The sequence below is a fragment of the Clostridium carboxidivorans P7 genome (genome assembly GCF_001038625.1).
In the GTDB taxonomy this organism is placed as follows: domain Bacteria; phylum Bacillota; class Clostridia; order Clostridiales; family Clostridiaceae; genus Clostridium_AM; species Clostridium_AM carboxidivorans.
The window spans coordinates 5,699,200-5,714,107 of record NZ_CP011803.1; the positions used below are offsets into that span (position 1 = coordinate 5,699,200).

The 14,908-nt window shown below is 29.7% G+C and carries 16 protein-coding genes; 11 read left to right on the forward strand and 5 right to left on the reverse strand.

Annotation, left to right across the window (positions count from 1 at the left end):
* Positions 1–5 precede the first annotated feature (5 nt).
* Together ytfJ and Ccar_RS25715 are read right to left on the reverse strand one after the other, a co-directional pair.
* Entirely contained in the window at positions 6–494 is a 489-nt protein-coding gene (ytfJ, locus tag Ccar_RS25710; protein WP_007064765.1) for a GerW family sporulation protein, read from the reverse strand.
* 19 nt (positions 495–513) lie between these two features.
* A complete protein-coding gene (locus Ccar_RS25715; protein ID WP_007059995.1) occupies positions 514–1,035 on the reverse strand; it encodes a DUF2953 domain-containing protein in 522 nt (173 codons plus the stop codon).
* 223 nt (positions 1,036–1,258) lie between these two features.
* Between Ccar_RS25715 and Ccar_RS25720 the strand changes: the two genes are divergently transcribed.
* The 10 genes from Ccar_RS25720 to Ccar_RS25765 all read left to right on the forward strand — a co-directional run bounded on the left by Ccar_RS25720 (position 1,259) and on the right by Ccar_RS25765 (position 11,504).
* Positions 1,259–2,398, forward strand: coding sequence for a D-alanyl-D-alanine carboxypeptidase family protein (locus tag Ccar_RS25720; RefSeq protein ID WP_007064764.1), 1,140 nt, complete (start codon positions 1,259–1,261; stop codon positions 2,396–2,398).
* A 1,296-nt stretch (positions 2,399–3,694) separates the two neighbouring features.
* Entirely contained in the window at positions 3,695–4,111 is a 417-nt protein-coding gene (locus Ccar_RS25725; protein WP_007059993.1) for a SoxR reducing system RseC family protein, read from the forward strand.
* 101 nt (positions 4,112–4,212) lie between these two features.
* Entirely contained in the window at positions 4,213–5,538 is a 1,326-nt protein-coding gene (gene rsxC, locus Ccar_RS25730; RefSeq protein ID WP_007059992.1) for an electron transport complex subunit RsxC, read from the forward strand.
* A 14-nt stretch (positions 5,539–5,552) separates the two neighbouring features.
* Complete coding sequence (locus Ccar_RS25735; protein ID WP_007059991.1) at positions 5,553–6,545, forward strand: RnfABCDGE type electron transport complex subunit D; 993 nt, start codon at positions 5,553–5,555, stop codon at positions 6,543–6,545.
* A 6-nt stretch (positions 6,546–6,551) separates the two neighbouring features.
* Positions 6,552–7,115 carry an RnfABCDGE type electron transport complex subunit G gene (locus Ccar_RS25740; protein WP_007059990.1) on the forward strand — a complete coding sequence of 188 codons (564 nt, stop codon included), beginning with the start codon at positions 6,552–6,554 and terminating at the stop codon, positions 7,113–7,115.
* Between the two features lie 2 nt (positions 7,116–7,117).
* Positions 7,118–7,741, forward strand: coding sequence for an electron transport complex subunit RsxE (gene rsxE, locus Ccar_RS25745; protein ID WP_007059989.1), 624 nt, complete (start codon positions 7,118–7,120; stop codon positions 7,739–7,741).
* Positions 7,741–8,319 carry an electron transport complex protein RnfA gene (locus tag Ccar_RS25750; protein ID WP_007059988.1) on the forward strand — a complete coding sequence of 193 codons (579 nt, stop codon included), beginning with the start codon at positions 7,741–7,743 and terminating at the stop codon, positions 8,317–8,319. Before rsxE ends, Ccar_RS25750 begins: the two co-directional genes overlap by 1 nt.
* Positions 8,320–8,339: 20 nt before the next feature.
* Entirely contained in the window at positions 8,340–9,242 is a 903-nt protein-coding gene (gene rnfB / locus Ccar_RS25755; protein WP_007059987.1) for an RnfABCDGE type electron transport complex subunit B, read from the forward strand.
* A 124-nt stretch (positions 9,243–9,366) separates the two neighbouring features.
* Complete coding sequence (locus Ccar_RS25760) at positions 9,367–10,209, forward strand: MBL fold metallo-hydrolase (RefSeq protein ID WP_007059986.1); 843 nt, start codon at positions 9,367–9,369, stop codon at positions 10,207–10,209.
* A gap of 305 nt (positions 10,210–10,514) precedes the next feature.
* The gene (locus Ccar_RS25765; protein WP_007059985.1) at positions 10,515–11,504 is read left to right on the forward strand and encodes a lactate/malate family dehydrogenase; all 990 of its coding nucleotides are present in this window, start codon (positions 10,515–10,517) and stop codon (positions 11,502–11,504) included.
* A gap of 330 nt (positions 11,505–11,834) precedes the next feature.
* On the opposite strand, the gene Ccar_RS25770 is transcribed toward Ccar_RS25765, so the two are convergent.
* The 3 genes from Ccar_RS25770 to Ccar_RS25780 are packed head-to-tail and all read right to left on the reverse strand — an operon-like array spanning position 11,835 to position 13,543.
* On the reverse strand, positions 11,835–12,344 hold the full coding sequence (locus Ccar_RS25770) for a Gx transporter family protein (RefSeq protein WP_007064529.1): 510 nt from the start codon (positions 12,342–12,344) through the stop codon (positions 11,835–11,837).
* A gap of 13 nt (positions 12,345–12,357) precedes the next feature.
* Positions 12,358–12,741, reverse strand: a complete 384-nt coding sequence (locus tag Ccar_RS25775; RefSeq protein WP_007059983.1) for a NusG domain II-containing protein — start codon at positions 12,739–12,741, stop codon at positions 12,358–12,360.
* Positions 12,742–12,754: 13 nt separating this feature from the next.
* Positions 12,755–13,543, reverse strand: coding sequence for a class I SAM-dependent methyltransferase (locus Ccar_RS25780; RefSeq protein WP_007059982.1), 789 nt, complete (start codon positions 13,541–13,543; stop codon positions 12,755–12,757).
* Between the two features lie 223 nt (positions 13,544–13,766).
* Between Ccar_RS25780 and cax the strand changes: the two genes are divergently transcribed.
* On the forward strand, positions 13,767–14,807 hold the full coding sequence (gene cax, locus Ccar_RS25785; RefSeq protein WP_007059981.1) for a calcium/proton exchanger: 1,041 nt from the start codon (positions 13,767–13,769) through the stop codon (positions 14,805–14,807).
* Positions 14,808–14,908: the final 101 nt, after the last annotated feature.

Sequence of the window (14,908 nt, forward strand, 5' to 3'; positions counted from 1 at the left end):
TAATATTATTCATCAGAATTTTTTTCAGTTTGTTTTTCTTCAGATGTTTCTTTAGAATCTTTTTTAGAGTCTTCTTTAGAATGTTCTTTTGAATCCTTTTTATGATTTTCTGTATCTTTGTCTTTAGTTATGTTTTTGATAAAATCCATTACTTGAGGAATGGAGTCGATTATTTTATCATAAGTATTTTGTTGATTCAAGGACAAAAGCCTTACAGAATCTTGTTTTGTAACTAGAAAAGCTACAGGCTTTACAGTAACACCTGCACCAGAACCGCCACCAAAAGGGTAAGGAGAAGATCCTGTACCACCTGTATTTCTATTGTCAAATTCACTTCCGCCAGAAGCGAAACCAAAGGAAACTTTAGATATTGGAATGATTAAAGTGCCATCTTTGGCTTCTACAGCATCGCCGACTATGGTATTAACATCTATCATATCTTTAATATTTTCCATAGTACTTTTCATTAAATTTTCTATAGGATGATTATCCATAATAAATTCCTCCATTTATTTAAGTTTTACTAAGAATTATTTTTTGATTTATTCTCCAGACCCTATATATTATATATATTATATAAATAACTTTAGCAAAATTAACAAAAATTATACTGTTTAATTCTAATTTTAAAATAAACTTCTTTAAATCAGGTACGATACAAATAGAATGTTTTTTTATTTTAAAAGGATAATTTAATAATTTTATTACTAAAGGAAATAATGCACAAAATAGTCCATAGCATATAGCTGTATAGGCAGCATCATTTAGACCATATTGAAAATTAAGTTTAAATCTAAGGGTAGGTTTGAATTTATTCCTATTTAATAAATCTAAAAATAGTCTTATATTTTCAAAATAAAAATTTGATTTATCTTTATTCTTATTTTCATCTTCTTTTTTATAAGATTTAAATTTTGAAATCAACTCTATATTATATATGTACATACATAATTTTTTATCTGTATATTTAATTTTAAACGTAATTGGTATTGGTATTAACAATATTAAAATAATAATACTAAAAATAATTAGCACTAAATTTTCCTCCAAAATTCCTCTAATAACTATACCTTTGTATATTTAGGTTTGTAGAATATTAAAATTCAATAACCGTGTTTATTAATAATTATATCCATTAAAGGAATTTATATAACTGCATAGAAAAAATTTATGGGTTAATTTAAATATTAAATGAGAAAATAATTATATACTTAGTTGCAAAAAAATAAAACTATATTTGAAAGGAGGAATGTTACCTATGAAAAATAAATTTAAATATATTAATATATTAATTTTAACAGTATTTATAGTAACTTTATTTGTGCCAATAGATGTGCGAGCTTTAGAAAATAGTAATGATAATGGCAAAGAAAATGTTACTAAAGATATATATGTAGATGCTGGATATGCTATAGCATTAGATAGTAAATCTAAAGTAGTACTTTATGAAAAAAAAGCATATACCTTAGTTCCAATGGCAAGTACAACTAAAATAATGACTACATTGGTAGCTATAAAATATGGTGATTTAGAGAGGAAAATAGAAGTATCAGGGAAAGCAGCTGGCATAAGAGGATCTACAGTAGGTTTTAAAAAAGGAGAAAAAATATCATTAAAAGAGCTTTTGTATGGGTTAATGCTTAGGTCAGGGAATGACGCAGCTATAGCTATTGCAGAAGGTGTAAGTGGAAGTGTTGAGGAATTTGTACAGCTTATGAATGAATACGCTAGTGAAATAGGTGTTTTAAATACACATTTTCATTCACCACACGGATTAGATTATGAGGATCATTACACAACAGCTTATGACTTAGCGCTTATTACTGCAAAAGCTAAGGAAATTAAACTTTTTAATGACATTGTAAGTTCTAAAGATGTAGATGGCAAAACATATAATTTTACAAGAAGTTATCATAATATAAATAAAATATTGTGGCAATTACCTGAAGCTAATGGTGTAAAAACAGGATATACAGGTAAGGCAGGTAAGTGTTTGGTAACTTCAAGTAAAGTACAAGGAAATGATGTTATTGTTGTAGTTTTAAATTGTAGAGAGAGATGGAAGGAAACAAAGAAAATTTATGATTATGTTAATAAAAACTATCAATTTAAAAGAATATTTTCTAAAGGAGAAAATGCTGGAAGTATAAATTTGCATAAGGATGTTTTAAATCTAGAATATGAGGATGATATTATTATCCCATTGAAAAATAAAGTCAATTATAGTGTTAAAATTGTGAAACCAGAAAAAATAGATGGAGTTATTAAAAAAGGGGATAAGGTAGGGAATGTTTGTATATATGAAGATGAAAATATAATTTATAAATCAAATCTTATTGCATCAAACAATTACAGTAGAAACAGAATATGGGATTTGATTATGAAACACTATAAATAAATATATTAAATTCAACTTTAAATATTTACATGTAAAGGTGTATGCTTATAGAATGTTATAGTGAAAATGCTATACATAAAAAAGCATATGCCAATTTTTTATATTTATTTAGTAATTTATATGATTTTAAAACAATGTTAACAAAAAATTTACAAAGTACATTGTAAGATTACTCAGATATAATTTTAACAATAATATTATGTTAATTAGTATAAAATTTTAACTAAAAAAGTTATGTATTCATCAATAAAAAGACTTCATTTGAATACAAAAAGAATTATGTTTTTAATAGCAATTAATTTATTGAAAATAATAAAAAAAATTAAATTTTTTATTCAAAAATAATTTGTTATATAAAAGGTGTTAATTCAATAAAATTAATGATCTAGTATTAGGACATAAAGACTATAACAATGAAAGCATATATTATGTAATACAATAAAATTGCTAGTTAATTTAAATAATATAGAATGTAATATAGAAAGTATAACAACAAAAATTAAATAAAAAAGTTATGCTTAATTTACCAATGAATATAACGACAAATGAAATGCAAGGGAGAAAATATTGCACAATAAGAAAAATTGTTAAGATTCATGTGAAATTTATTAATATATGTAATTTGTGGTAGCAAATTTGAATTTATTGAGGAAATACTAGAAAAATAAGTTTAGATTGACTTAAATTTAACATTGTAATAAAATGAATTAGATCAAAAAAATGTAATTTTAGGAAGCAAAAAAAGCAATACATTATGCTAAAATATTTATAAAATGGCATTAATATATGTTTATTTTAGAAAAATTTACAGTATATATAAAAAAAATATGAAATAAAATACTCAAATGGAAAAATAATGACGAAATTGCGATAAAAATTAAGTTTATGCACAATTTTTTCGTAAGCGTTTGCAAAAGCATATTGTAATTAAATTTTTAACATGTATAATTAGACTTAGAGGGTTAAGTTCTGTTATATAAAAAATATAAAAGTTAATTTTATATGATGTAAAATTAAAAAATTAACGTTAAAATTGCAAATATTGTACTTGGACAAAGTTATAATATAAAAAATAATCTTTTATATTAAAACATTTTAACATTACTATAACAGCAATTTTTTTATATTAGTACAGAATGGAAAATCTAATTAGTACAGGCCTATAATAAAATTTAAGGCAAATAAATTTTATATAAAAATTATGCATATACATGAAAAATTAAAGTATTAATAATTAGTAATAGTATAAAATTTATTACTTAATAATATGAGTAAAATTTTAAAGGGGTAAGAAGTATGAATAGAGAAACAGAAGGAATTGTGATTCAAATAGAAGGCAATATAGCTAAGATTAAAGCTAATAGACATGGTGATTGCTCAAATTGCGGAGCTTGCCCAGGAGATAAAGCTATGGTGGTAGATGCAATAAATACTATTGGAGCTAAACCAGGACAACATGTTAGCTTTGAAATTAAAGAAGTAAATATGTTGAAGGCAGCTTTTGTAGTTTATATTTTACCTCTTGTATCAATTTTTATAGGCGCAGTAATTGGAGGATTTGTGGCTAAGAAGATTGCACAAGATAGTGTAATGTGCTCAGTAATTGGTGGAATTGTATTATTTATTCTATCCATTATATATATAAAGTTTTTTGATAAAGCTGCTAACAAAGATGAAAACATGAAACCTATAATTACACGTATTTTATCTTAAATTTAAATGTATTTTTAAAATTTTCGCTTAAAGTTAAATTTATATAAATTTTCTTTATAAAAGACTATATCATTAAAATTATGTAAAAGAGGTGTTTAAAGATGTTTAAAAGTTTCCGAGGTGGGGTACATCCTAATGACAGAAAAAGTTATACTTCAGGTAAAGCTATAGAAGTATTACCAGTACCCAATAAGGTTACAATTCCTGTTAGACAACACATTGGCGCGCCTTGTTCACCAATAGTAAAAAAAGGTGATGAAGTAAAAAAAGGACAGGTTATTGCAAAAACAGATGCTTTTGTTTCTGCTAATATTCATTCTTCAATATCAGGTACAGTAGTTGATATTGGTGATTATAACCATCCTGTATTTGGTAAGTGCCAGGCAATTGTTATTGAAAATGACGGGAAAGATGAATGGGTAGAAGGAATCCCTGTTGAAAGAAATGACTGGGAAAAGTTAGACAAAAAGGAACTGCTAAATATTATTAAAGAGGCAGGCATTGTTGGAATGGGAGGAGCAACTTTCCCTACACATGTTAAGCTTTCTCCACCACCAGATAAAAAGGTTGATACGTTTATTTTGAATGCAGCTGAATGTGAACCTTATTTAACAGCTGATCATAGAATGATGCTTGAACAAAGTGAGCGTATTGTTAATGGTGTAAAAATAACAATGAAAGTTCTTGGTATCGATAAAGGTTATGTTGGTATAGAACAAAACAAACCAGATGCTATAGACGTTATGACTAAAGCATTTGAAGGTACAGGGGTACAAGTTGTTGGACTTCCAACAAAATATCCTCAAGGTGCTGAAAAAATGTTAATCAGAGTTTTGGTAGAGAAAGAAGTACCATCTGGTGGATTGCCAGCAGATGTAGGTGTCGTAGTTCAAAATGTTGGTACTGTTGCAGCTATAAGTGATGCAGTACTTAAAGGAATTCCATTAATAGAAAGAGTTACAACTATTAGTGGTGGAGCTATAAAAGAGCCTAAAAATCTTTTAGTAAGAGTTGGTACTCTATTTTCAGATGCAATAGAATATTGTGGAGGTTTTTCAGAAACTCCAGAAAAATTACTTTCAGGTGGTCCTATGATGGGAATGGCTCAATCTCATATAGATTTACCTATAATTAAAGGTGTATCTGGAATATTAGCTTTAAGTAAAAAAGATGTTAACTCAGGAAGAGAATCAGCATGCATTCATTGTGGTCGTTGTGTAGAGGTATGTCCTATGCACTTAGTTCCAAGTAAGCTTAGTATCCTTGGTGAAAGAGGTTTATACGAGCAAGCTAAAGAAGAAGCAAATCTTTTAGATTGCGTAGAATGCGGAAGTTGTGTTTATGTATGCCCTGCTAAACGTAATATTGTTCAATATATAAAATATTGTAAGGCACAAAATGCAGCTCAAAATGCAAAGAAGAAGTAAGGGGGAGAATATTAATGGCTGAAGTAGAATTAAAAGACAAGCTATTTACCGTTTCTGCATCACCACATATTCGTTCAGAAGAATCTGTTTCTAAAATTATGTGGACTGTTAATGCAACTTTAGTACCAGCAGCTATTTTTGGTATTTGGAATTTTGGAATTAATGCATTAGTTACAATTATAGCAGGTATTGTATCTGCAGTAGTTTTTGAATATGCTGTACAAAAAATAAGAAATAAACCTATAACTATAAGTGATGGTAGTGCTGTTTTAACAGGATTACTTATAGCAATGTGTGTTTCGCCAAAGGTTCCATTTTATATGGTTATATTTGGTTCATTTATTGCAATAGTTATAGCAAAACATTCTATGGGTGGATTAGGTTACAATATATTTAACCCAGCTCACATAGGTAGAGCAGCTATGATGGCTTCATGGCCAGTATTTATGACAAGTTGGACAGTTCTTCGTGCTTCTGGTGTTGATACTGTAACAAGTGCTACACCTTTAGGAATTTTAAAATTACAAGGTTATTCAAAACTTATTGAAACTTTTGGAGGACAAGCAAATCTTTATAAGGCATTATTTATAGGTACTCGTAATGGTTGTATTGGTGAAACTTCAACAGTTTTATTAGTTCTTGGAGGATTATATTTAATTTATAAAAAATATATTAACTGGGAAGTACCTGTTGTTATGATAGCAACAGTTGGCATTTTAACTTGGGTATTTGGACCATCAGGTATGTTTACAGGAGATCCAGTATTCCATATGATGGCGGGTGGATTAATAATAGGAGCATTCTTTATGGCTACTGATATGGTTACTACTCCAATTACGCGTAAAGGACAAATCATATTTGCTTTTGGAGCAGGATTAATTACTACATTGATTAGATTAAAGGGTGGATATCCAGAAGGCGTTTGTTATTCATTATTACTTATGAACTGCGTAAGTCCTTTAATTGATCGTCTATGCCCTCCAAAAAAATTCGGAGCAAGGAGGTAATTAAAAATGGCAGAACAGCATGTAGAAAAACATTATAGTACATTTCAAATAGCTATGAATTTAACAGCAGCCTGTTTTATATCAGGAATAATTATAGCTATGGTATATTTTGTAACTCATCCTATAGCTGTAAAGAATAGTAAGGCGCTTGAAGTTCAATCAATGCAGAAGTTAATTTCTGATGCAGATAAGTTTGAAAAAATTCAAGGAAAAGAAGGATGGTACACTGCAAAGAGTGGTGAAAAAACTGTAGGTTATATTATTCCAGTTGAATCAAAAGGTTATGGTGGAGCGATTAAAATGCTTGTAGCTGTAACAGCAGATGCTAAGGTAATTGACTATAATATACAATCAGCTAATGAAACACCAGGACTTGGAGATAATGCATCCAAAGAACCATTTAGAAAAGAATTCAAGGGTAAGAAATCAGAGGATCTAGAAGTTGTAAAAGATCCTTCAAATACTAAAAATATACAGGCTATGACAGGTGCAACAATTTCTTCAAGAGCGGTTACAAAGGGTGTTAAAGAAGCTGTTGATGATGTTAAAAGCTTGAAAGGAGGTAACTAGTAATGGGTGATTTGTGGAAGATATTTAAAAAAGGCGTAGTTATGGAAAATCCTATATTTGTTCTTGCACTTAGTTTATGTCCTTCGCTGGCAGTAACTAGTACAGTAAAAAATGCATTAACAATGGGTCTTACTGTTATGTTTGTTATAACTGCTAATAATATATCAGTATCATTCACTAGAAAATGGGTTAATCCTAAGGTACGTGTACCGGTATATATTACTTCTATAGCTACTATTGTTACAGTGGTAGAATTATTATTACAAGCTTATGAACCAACGTTGTTTAAAGCATTAGGTATTTACCTAGACCTAGTAGTTGTTTTTGCAATTATTTTAGCTCGTGCAGAAGTTTTTGCTTCTAAAAATAAAGTACTTCCATCAATGCTTGATGGATTAGGAATGGGAGTAGGTTTTACTATTGCAATGCTTATTATTGGAGTAATTCGTGAGTTCTTTGGAATGGGCTCTATAATGGGAATTCAAATTTTAGGTACATGGTATAAGCCTATATTGATGATGATTTTACCTCCAGGTGCATTTATGCTAATTGGATATTTAGTTGCACTGTTTAAAATTCATAATGAAAAAATGGCTAAGCAACAAGCTGAAGGAGGTAATGCATAATGGAATATTTAACTCTTTTTGTAAGTGCTGTCCTTGTAAATAACTATGTTTTAACAAGGTTTTTAGGATTATGTATTTTCTTTGGAGTTTCTAAAAGTCTTGATGCTTCTATAGGAATGGGTATGGCGGTTACTTCTATTTTGACATTAAGTTCGGCACTTGCATGGATAGTTTATCATTTTGTATTAGCACCATTTGGTTTAACTTTTTTAAGAACAATTGTATTTGTACTTTTAATTGCAAGTTTTGTTCAGCTTTTGGAAATGATTATAAAAAAACATGCACCTGCATTGTATAATATGTGGGGAATCTACTTATTACTTATTGCTACAAACTGTATAGTACTTGGTGTTCCAGTTACAAATGTAGAATCAAATTTTGGATTCTTAAAAAGCGTAGTAAATGCTCTTGGATCAGGTGTAGGTTTTGCATTAGCAATAGTTTTAATGGCTAGTTTAAGAGAAAAATTAGCTTTAGCAGATGTACCTAAACCTTTGGAAGGACTTGGCATAGCATTTATTTTGGCTGGTATGTTAGCATTGTCATTCCTTGGTTTTTCCGGCATGATTGCTTTATAGAAAGGAGCTGAGGATTAATTATGGAAACTTCAATTATAGTTTTAATTGTAATGACTTGTGTTGGTTTGGTATTTGGTTTTGTATTAGCTTTTGCTAATAAAAAGTTTGCTATGGAAGTAAATCCTCTTATTGAAATAGTTGAAGATGTTTTACCAAAAGGTCAATGTGGTTCTTGTGGATATGCTGGTTGTAAGGCTTATGCTGAAGCAGTTGTTAGTAATCCAGATGTACCACCTAATCTTTGTATTCCAGGTAAAGATGTAGTAGCTAAACAAGTTGCAGAATTAACTGGTAAAGCTGCAGAAGAAACAGAACCAAGAATATCACATGTAAAATGTAAAGGTTGCTCTGATAAGGCTACTAGAAGTTATAATTACGAAGGAATACAGGACTGTGTAGCAGCTAGTTTGCTGCAAGGAGGACCTAAGGTTTGTTCACACGGATGTCTTGGATTTGGAACTTGTGTTAAAAACTGTCCATTTGATGCTATGACTTTAGGAGAAAATGGATTACCAATAATAGATGAGAATAAATGTACAGGCTGTGGAAAATGTGAAACAGTTTGTCCTAAACATGTTATAGAAATGCTTCCAATTAGTAGTCATGTAACTGTTAATTGTAATTCAAAAGACAAGGGTGCAGTAGTACGTAAGGCATGTACTGTAGGATGTCTTGGATGTGGACTTTGTAAGAGAAACTGTCCGCATGAAGCTATTGTAATAGAAAATAATTTGGCTGTAGTAAATCATAGTATTTGTGCTGAAAAATGTGATAATCCAACTTGTATAGCTAAGTGCCCAACAAAGGCTATCCAATCTCTAGTTGGAGATGTAAAGCCTGTAGTTGAAGCAGCTAAACAGGAGATTGCAGCAAACACTGAAAACAAAACAAATGCTGAGAATAAAGACAAGCCAGAAAACTAAAATTAATTATAGTGATTTTAAGGGTGGAAATTCTTTGATGAGTTTCCACCCTTTTAATGCTATAATATAAGACGATTAAAATGTTAATTAATAATAAAAAAGTTATTTTTAAAGAGGGAATTTTATGAGAATAATTACGCTTATAGAAAATATTAAAGATGATTCAAATAGTTTAATTAATGAAAAGGGACTGTGCCTTTATATAGAAAAAGATAATAAGCACATACTTTTTGACACAGGAAGGACAGGTAGTTTTATTTATAATGCAGAAAAGTTAGGCATTAATTTAAGAGAAGTAGATGCTGTAGTGATCTCACATGGACACGGAGATCATGGTGGAGGGTTAATATCCTTTTTAAAAATAAATAGTAAAGCAAAAGTATATATGAAAACAGAGGCTTCAAAAGCATACTATTTTCATTGTATGTTATTTAATAAAAATGTTAGTATTAGTAGTGAGTTTTTTAGGGAGTATTCTAGTAGAATTGAGTATATAGAAGACTTTACAGAGATAATGAAAGATATCTATATTATTACAGATATAAATAGATATTACGAAATTCCTGAAGGAAATAAATACATGTTTATTAAGAAGAAATCTAAGTTAGTTAGAGATAAATTTCAACATGAATTAATTATGGTAATTAAAGAAAAGGATAATATAAGTATATTTACAGGCTGTTCTCATAATGGTACTGCTAATATGATAAGAACTGCCAAAAGTAAATTTAAAGATTCAAATATTAAAGCAGTTATAGGCGGATTTCACTTAGTAAAGATTCCTATCGTAAAATCATTAACTGCATCTAAAGCTCAAATTGATGTACTTATAAATGAAATTATTACTTCAAATGTAGAAAAGGTATATACAGGACATTGTACAGGAGAAAAAGCATATAGAAAATTAAAGGCTGCTTTAGGTGATAAAATTCAGTATATTAAAACAGGTACGGAAATACTAATTTAACTAACATGAGACACAAAATGTAGTGGCAGTTTAAATTTTAACTTTTTTTGAGAGACATTAGTGCTTATATTATAAAACTATAATAGATTAAGCTATTTTTAATTCATTAGATATGTAAGATAATAAATATTTTAAAAGAAATGCTTATATGCTTTGATTGAATTGTTTAAGCATGTATATTTGTAAAAAACTTTATATTAGTGTTATACTTAGAATAAATGAAATATTTAGAATATTGCATAGTCAAAAATAAAAGAATGACTACTTTATCTTAAATAGTTATATTTGAAAGGAATGATGGAAATATGAAACCATTAAAACTAGTAGTTGTTGGAGTTGGACATGTTGGATCTTATGTACTTGCTGATGCCATGAAACTTGGCTTTTTTGGCAAAATTGGAGTAATTGACTTGGACAAGGGAATAGCTTATGGAGAAGCACTGGATCAGAGTCATGCTACAGCATTGACTTACATGAATAATATTGAAGTTACAAGTGGTGGCTATGAACAGTGCGAAGATGCTGATATTATTATCTGTGCAGCAGGACCCAGTATATTAAAAGACCCAGACCATCCAGAAGCTATGCCAGATCGAACTCTTTTAACTACACATAATGCTGGTGTTATCCGTGAGGTTATGACTGAAATTACCAAATACACTAAGAGTGCTGTTATCATTTTTATTACTAATCCACTTGATACCATGGTATATATTGCTGAAAATGAATTTGGATATCCAAGTGGAAAAATCTTTGGAACAGGAACAATGCTAGATTCAGCCAGACTTAGAAAGACAGTTGCAAACCTTTATCACATTGATCCAAAGTCTGTAACTGGTTATATGATGGGTGAACATGGTATGACTGCATTTCCTGTTTTAAGTAAACTGAATGTTGCTGGTATAGTGTATAAAGAACTTGCTTCTTATTATACTGATATAGAACAGCTTAATGCAGAGGAAATTGGTCAGGAAGTAGTTAAGACTGCATATGATGTTTTAAATGCAAAAGGATGGACTAATGCTGGTGTTGCACAGGCAGCTGTAACAATGGCAAAATGTGTTGCTTTAGATGAGAGAAGTATCTACCCCGCATGCACAACTCTTCGAGGTGAATATGGTCATAATGGTGATGTAGCGTTCAGTATGCCATGTCTAATTGGTAAAGATGGAATCATTAGAAGAATTGCTCCAGAACTTGATGATTGGGAGACAAAAAAATTGAATGAAAGCATTGATTATATCCAGAGTACCATGAAAGAAGCAAAGACTGGACCTGGATTTTTGAAGAAATAATAATAATGAACATAAGTAGTATTATATAGTAAAAAAGTTTGACTTAATAAGCAAAATGCGAAGCATTTTTTAGAGGACAGAGGACAATTGACAGAGGACAGTGAAGGATGATTTTTCTCCGCTTTGCTGCGAAAAATCTTTAATCAAATTTTTGATGACTCGTTTTGCTAAAGCAAAACATTGCTGATTTATATAAATTTAAAGCTTCTTTTGCGTTAGCAAAAGAAGCTTTAAAATAAATTAGTTTTCTGACGTAAGGAGGAAAACTCACCTTCATTGTCCTATGTCCTCTGTCAATTGTCCTCTAAAAATATTGCGAAGCAGTATTTTTTAAATGCTTTTAAACATAGGAATTTTATTTATATGCTTCGTTAGAAATTTAGTGCAGAGGCCTATAAAGTATCCTGTTACTACTGCGGACACCAAAAGTACTGGAAGATAAACATATATTCTAAAATCCTTTACAACTAGAGAAGCTACGAATAGTTGGCCGATATTATGAAATATAGCACCACATATACTTATTGTCCATAAACTTATTGAATCCTTAAGATATTTATAAAGCAGTATCATTACAATGTTACTTAATAGTCCGCCAGCTATGCTGAACATAAAGGCGGATATAGAACCACCAAACATTGATCCTAAAAGGGTTCTTAAAAACATTATAAGTAGAGCTTCTTTCCAACCCATCAGTATTAGAGCAGCAAGTGATATGATGTTAGCAAGACCTAATTTTATCCCAGGAAAAAGTACTGGTATTTGTGCTTCTACTATATATATTACCAGGGCAATACTTACTAAAAAACTTAAGAATACCATTTTTCTTGTTTTTTTCATTGTTACACCTTCATTAGCTTGATATTTGGTCAACTTTAGCATTTTTGCCTTCTATAGTTATCATTAATCTATGAGGAAGACATACAGAGCTTTGACCTGGTTCTGATATCCAACCGGTTTTAACGCAAATTTTATCAGGACAATCCGCATCTTTGATTCTTATTTTGCCAGGAAGTATTTCTATAATGTTAAAGTGATTGCCATTATAAGGTACTTTTATTTCTTGCTTTTCTTTTATAGTATCTAAATCTATAGTTTTAATTACTTTTCCATCTTGTTTTATACTAGCTATATGATGAGAACTTTTTATATGCTGTTTATATAAAAAAACTGAAATTGCACTTACTACAATTAAAGCTATTATAAGTACAGCAGCTATTTTATCTCCCTTTTTCATATTTTATCTCCTTTTACATTTTTTCAGCAACTATGGTAAATAACTTAGGAATACCCTTATCTTCTGGCTTAGGACCTTCTGTTTCTTTTAATGTTTTTATACACAGATTATTATTAGCAATAGAAGTTACAATTTCACCTATAGTCCATTTTCTTAAATGAGCTTTCTGAAAACCACTTTTTTCATTAGCTGTGAGATTTTCCATTCCAGGTACGAACTTCATGTAAGCTACATCGGTTTCTTCTATAGCTGTACTAAAGTAGTCTCCAGTAACTTTATGTCTCTTTCCTTTGCTTGTAATTAGCTTCGTAGATATAGGATGAAAATCTTCAATCATAAAAGTCCCACCCTTTTTTAAAAGTCTTGAAGCAACATTAAAGAATGGATTCAAATCAGTAAAGTAATGGAGTATCCCAAGTTCGCAAAAAACTATATCATAATCTGCTGTGAACTCCTCCTCAGGGATATTGAGTACATCTGAAACTATGTACCTGATATGTGTGTTGCAAGCTCTAGCTAAATCTAAAGCATATCTGGAATTTTCATAAGAAAAATCTACAACTGTCATATTTGCACCCATTAAGGATAGAGAGACTGCTTTAGTTCCATGTGAACCTAACAAATTTGCTATTTTTTTATCTTTAATATCTATAAAATACTCACTTAATAAACCTAATCGTGAAACAGGGTCTGCTAATATCTTTTTTGAAGCCTCTGAAGGAGTTCCAAAGCGATAAACCCAAGCATCATAAGCCATTTGATTCCAAGCAAGTTCATTTATTTTTGTATGTTCTTCTTGCATATAAACCTCCTAAATAATAATATATATATAAGTAAATTCATTTGTTATAATCATTACTATCAAATTTTACTATAATACAGAAAGGTTTACAATGCTAAAGATGAAAATAAGAAATCTATTTATTTAAGTTAATTTTAGAAAAGTATAGTGATACATAAAAATTAATAGGATAGTAAAATATAACTTATGAATGCTTATATTACATAGCTAAAGGAGTATGGTAATGAATTTTTTAAAGTTTTTTTTAATTTTTATCCCTATTAGTATAGCAGCTGAATTTATGAAACTAAATCCTATATGGATTTTTATATTTTCATCTCTTTCTATAATACCGCTAGCAGGAATTATGGGAGAAGCTACAGAGGAAATATCTATATATTCAGGCCCTAGGATAGGAGGATTTTTAAATGCCACTTTTGGAAATGCTACAGAGCTTATTATATCTTTTTTTGCTTTAAAAGCAGGACTTTTTGATGTAGTTAAAGCTTCTATAGCAGGTTCTGTTATAGGAAATATACTATTAGTACTTGGAGCAAGTATGCTTTTTGGAGGATTAAAGTATAAAGTACAGAAGTTTAATAAAAAGATAGTAGAAGTTTCTTCTAGCATGTTGTTATTTGCAGTTATAGGACTTTGTATACCAGCCATATTTACTCATACAGTGAATAAAGAATTAATTACTTCAAAATATGAATGGTTAAGTATTTCAGTTGCTTTAGCCATGTTCATAATATATCTACTAGGATTATATTTTTCATTTTATACACATAAAGATTTATATGGCTCAGAACATGGAGAAAGTGAAAAAGCAAAGTGGAGTTTAAAAAAATCTATACTAGTTTTAGTTTTATGTACTTTAGCTATTGCTCTAGAAAGTGAGTTCTTAGTTGGATCTGTGGAACCAATGACAGAAACTTTAAAACTAAGTGAATTCTTTGTAGGTATAATTATAATTCCTATAATAGGAAATGCGGCGGAACATAGTACTGCTATAGTTATGGCAATGAAAAATAAGATGGATGTGGCTGTAGAAATAGCTATAGGCTCTAGTTTGCAAATAATATTGTTTGTAGCTCCTGTGCTTGTATTTTTAAGTCTTTTATTTAAGCCTATGAGTATAATATTCAATGAATTTGAGTTGGTAGCGCTTGTAGTATCAGTACTTATAGCAAATAGAGTAGCTAGTGATGGAGAATCTAATTGGCTAGAGGGAATTCAGCTTGTTGCTGTTTATGTCATAATAGCGTTAGGCTTTTTTATATGAGTATTCTATATAAAGCTATTAAGAATAATGAGGTATTCCCCAAGAATGGAAATTAATTGTGTAATGTAACTGTTAATAAGAATTTTAACAAGGAAAATACG

Excerpts from the sequence above, each read along its gene's own strand:
- Ccar_RS25750 (WP_007059988.1), top strand. The coding sequence starts at position 7,741 with ATGGAATATTTAACTCTTTTTGTAAGTGCTGTCCTTGTAAATAACTAT.
- Ccar_RS25720 (WP_007064764.1), top strand. The coding sequence starts at position 1,259 with ATGAAAAATAAATTTAAATATATTAATATATTAATTTTAACAGTATTT.
- Ccar_RS25765 (WP_007059985.1), top strand. The coding sequence starts at position 10,515 with ATGAAACCATTAAAACTAGTAGTTGTTGGAGTTGGACATGTTGGATCT.
- Ccar_RS25780 (WP_007059982.1), bottom strand. The coding sequence starts at position 13,543 with ATGCAAGAAGAACATACAAAAATAAATGAACTTGCTTGGAATCAAATG.
- Ccar_RS25760 (WP_007059986.1), top strand. The coding sequence starts at position 9,367 with ATGAGAATAATTACGCTTATAGAAAATATTAAAGATGATTCAAATAGT.
- Ccar_RS25770 (WP_007064529.1), bottom strand. The coding sequence starts at position 12,344 with ATGAAAAAAACAAGAAAAATGGTATTCTTAAGTTTTTTAGTAAGTATT.
- rsxE (WP_007059989.1), top strand. The coding sequence starts at position 7,118 with ATGGGTGATTTGTGGAAGATATTTAAAAAAGGCGTAGTTATGGAAAAT.
- rsxC (WP_007059992.1), top strand. The coding sequence starts at position 4,213 with ATGTTTAAAAGTTTCCGAGGTGGGGTACATCCTAATGACAGAAAAAGT.
- Ccar_RS25725 (WP_007059993.1), top strand. The coding sequence starts at position 3,695 with ATGAATAGAGAAACAGAAGGAATTGTGATTCAAATAGAAGGCAATATA.
- cax (WP_007059981.1), top strand. The coding sequence starts at position 13,767 with ATGAATTTTTTAAAGTTTTTTTTAATTTTTATCCCTATTAGTATAGCA.
- Ccar_RS25775 (WP_007059983.1), bottom strand. The coding sequence starts at position 12,741 with ATGAAAAAGGGAGATAAAATAGCTGCTGTACTTATAATAGCTTTAATT.
- rnfB (WP_007059987.1), top strand. The coding sequence starts at position 8,340 with ATGGAAACTTCAATTATAGTTTTAATTGTAATGACTTGTGTTGGTTTG.
- Ccar_RS25735 (WP_007059991.1), top strand. The coding sequence starts at position 5,553 with ATGGCTGAAGTAGAATTAAAAGACAAGCTATTTACCGTTTCTGCATCA.
- ytfJ (WP_007064765.1), bottom strand. The coding sequence starts at position 494 with ATGGATAATCATCCTATAGAAAATTTAATGAAAAGTACTATGGAAAAT.
- Ccar_RS25740 (WP_007059990.1), top strand. The coding sequence starts at position 6,552 with ATGGCAGAACAGCATGTAGAAAAACATTATAGTACATTTCAAATAGCT.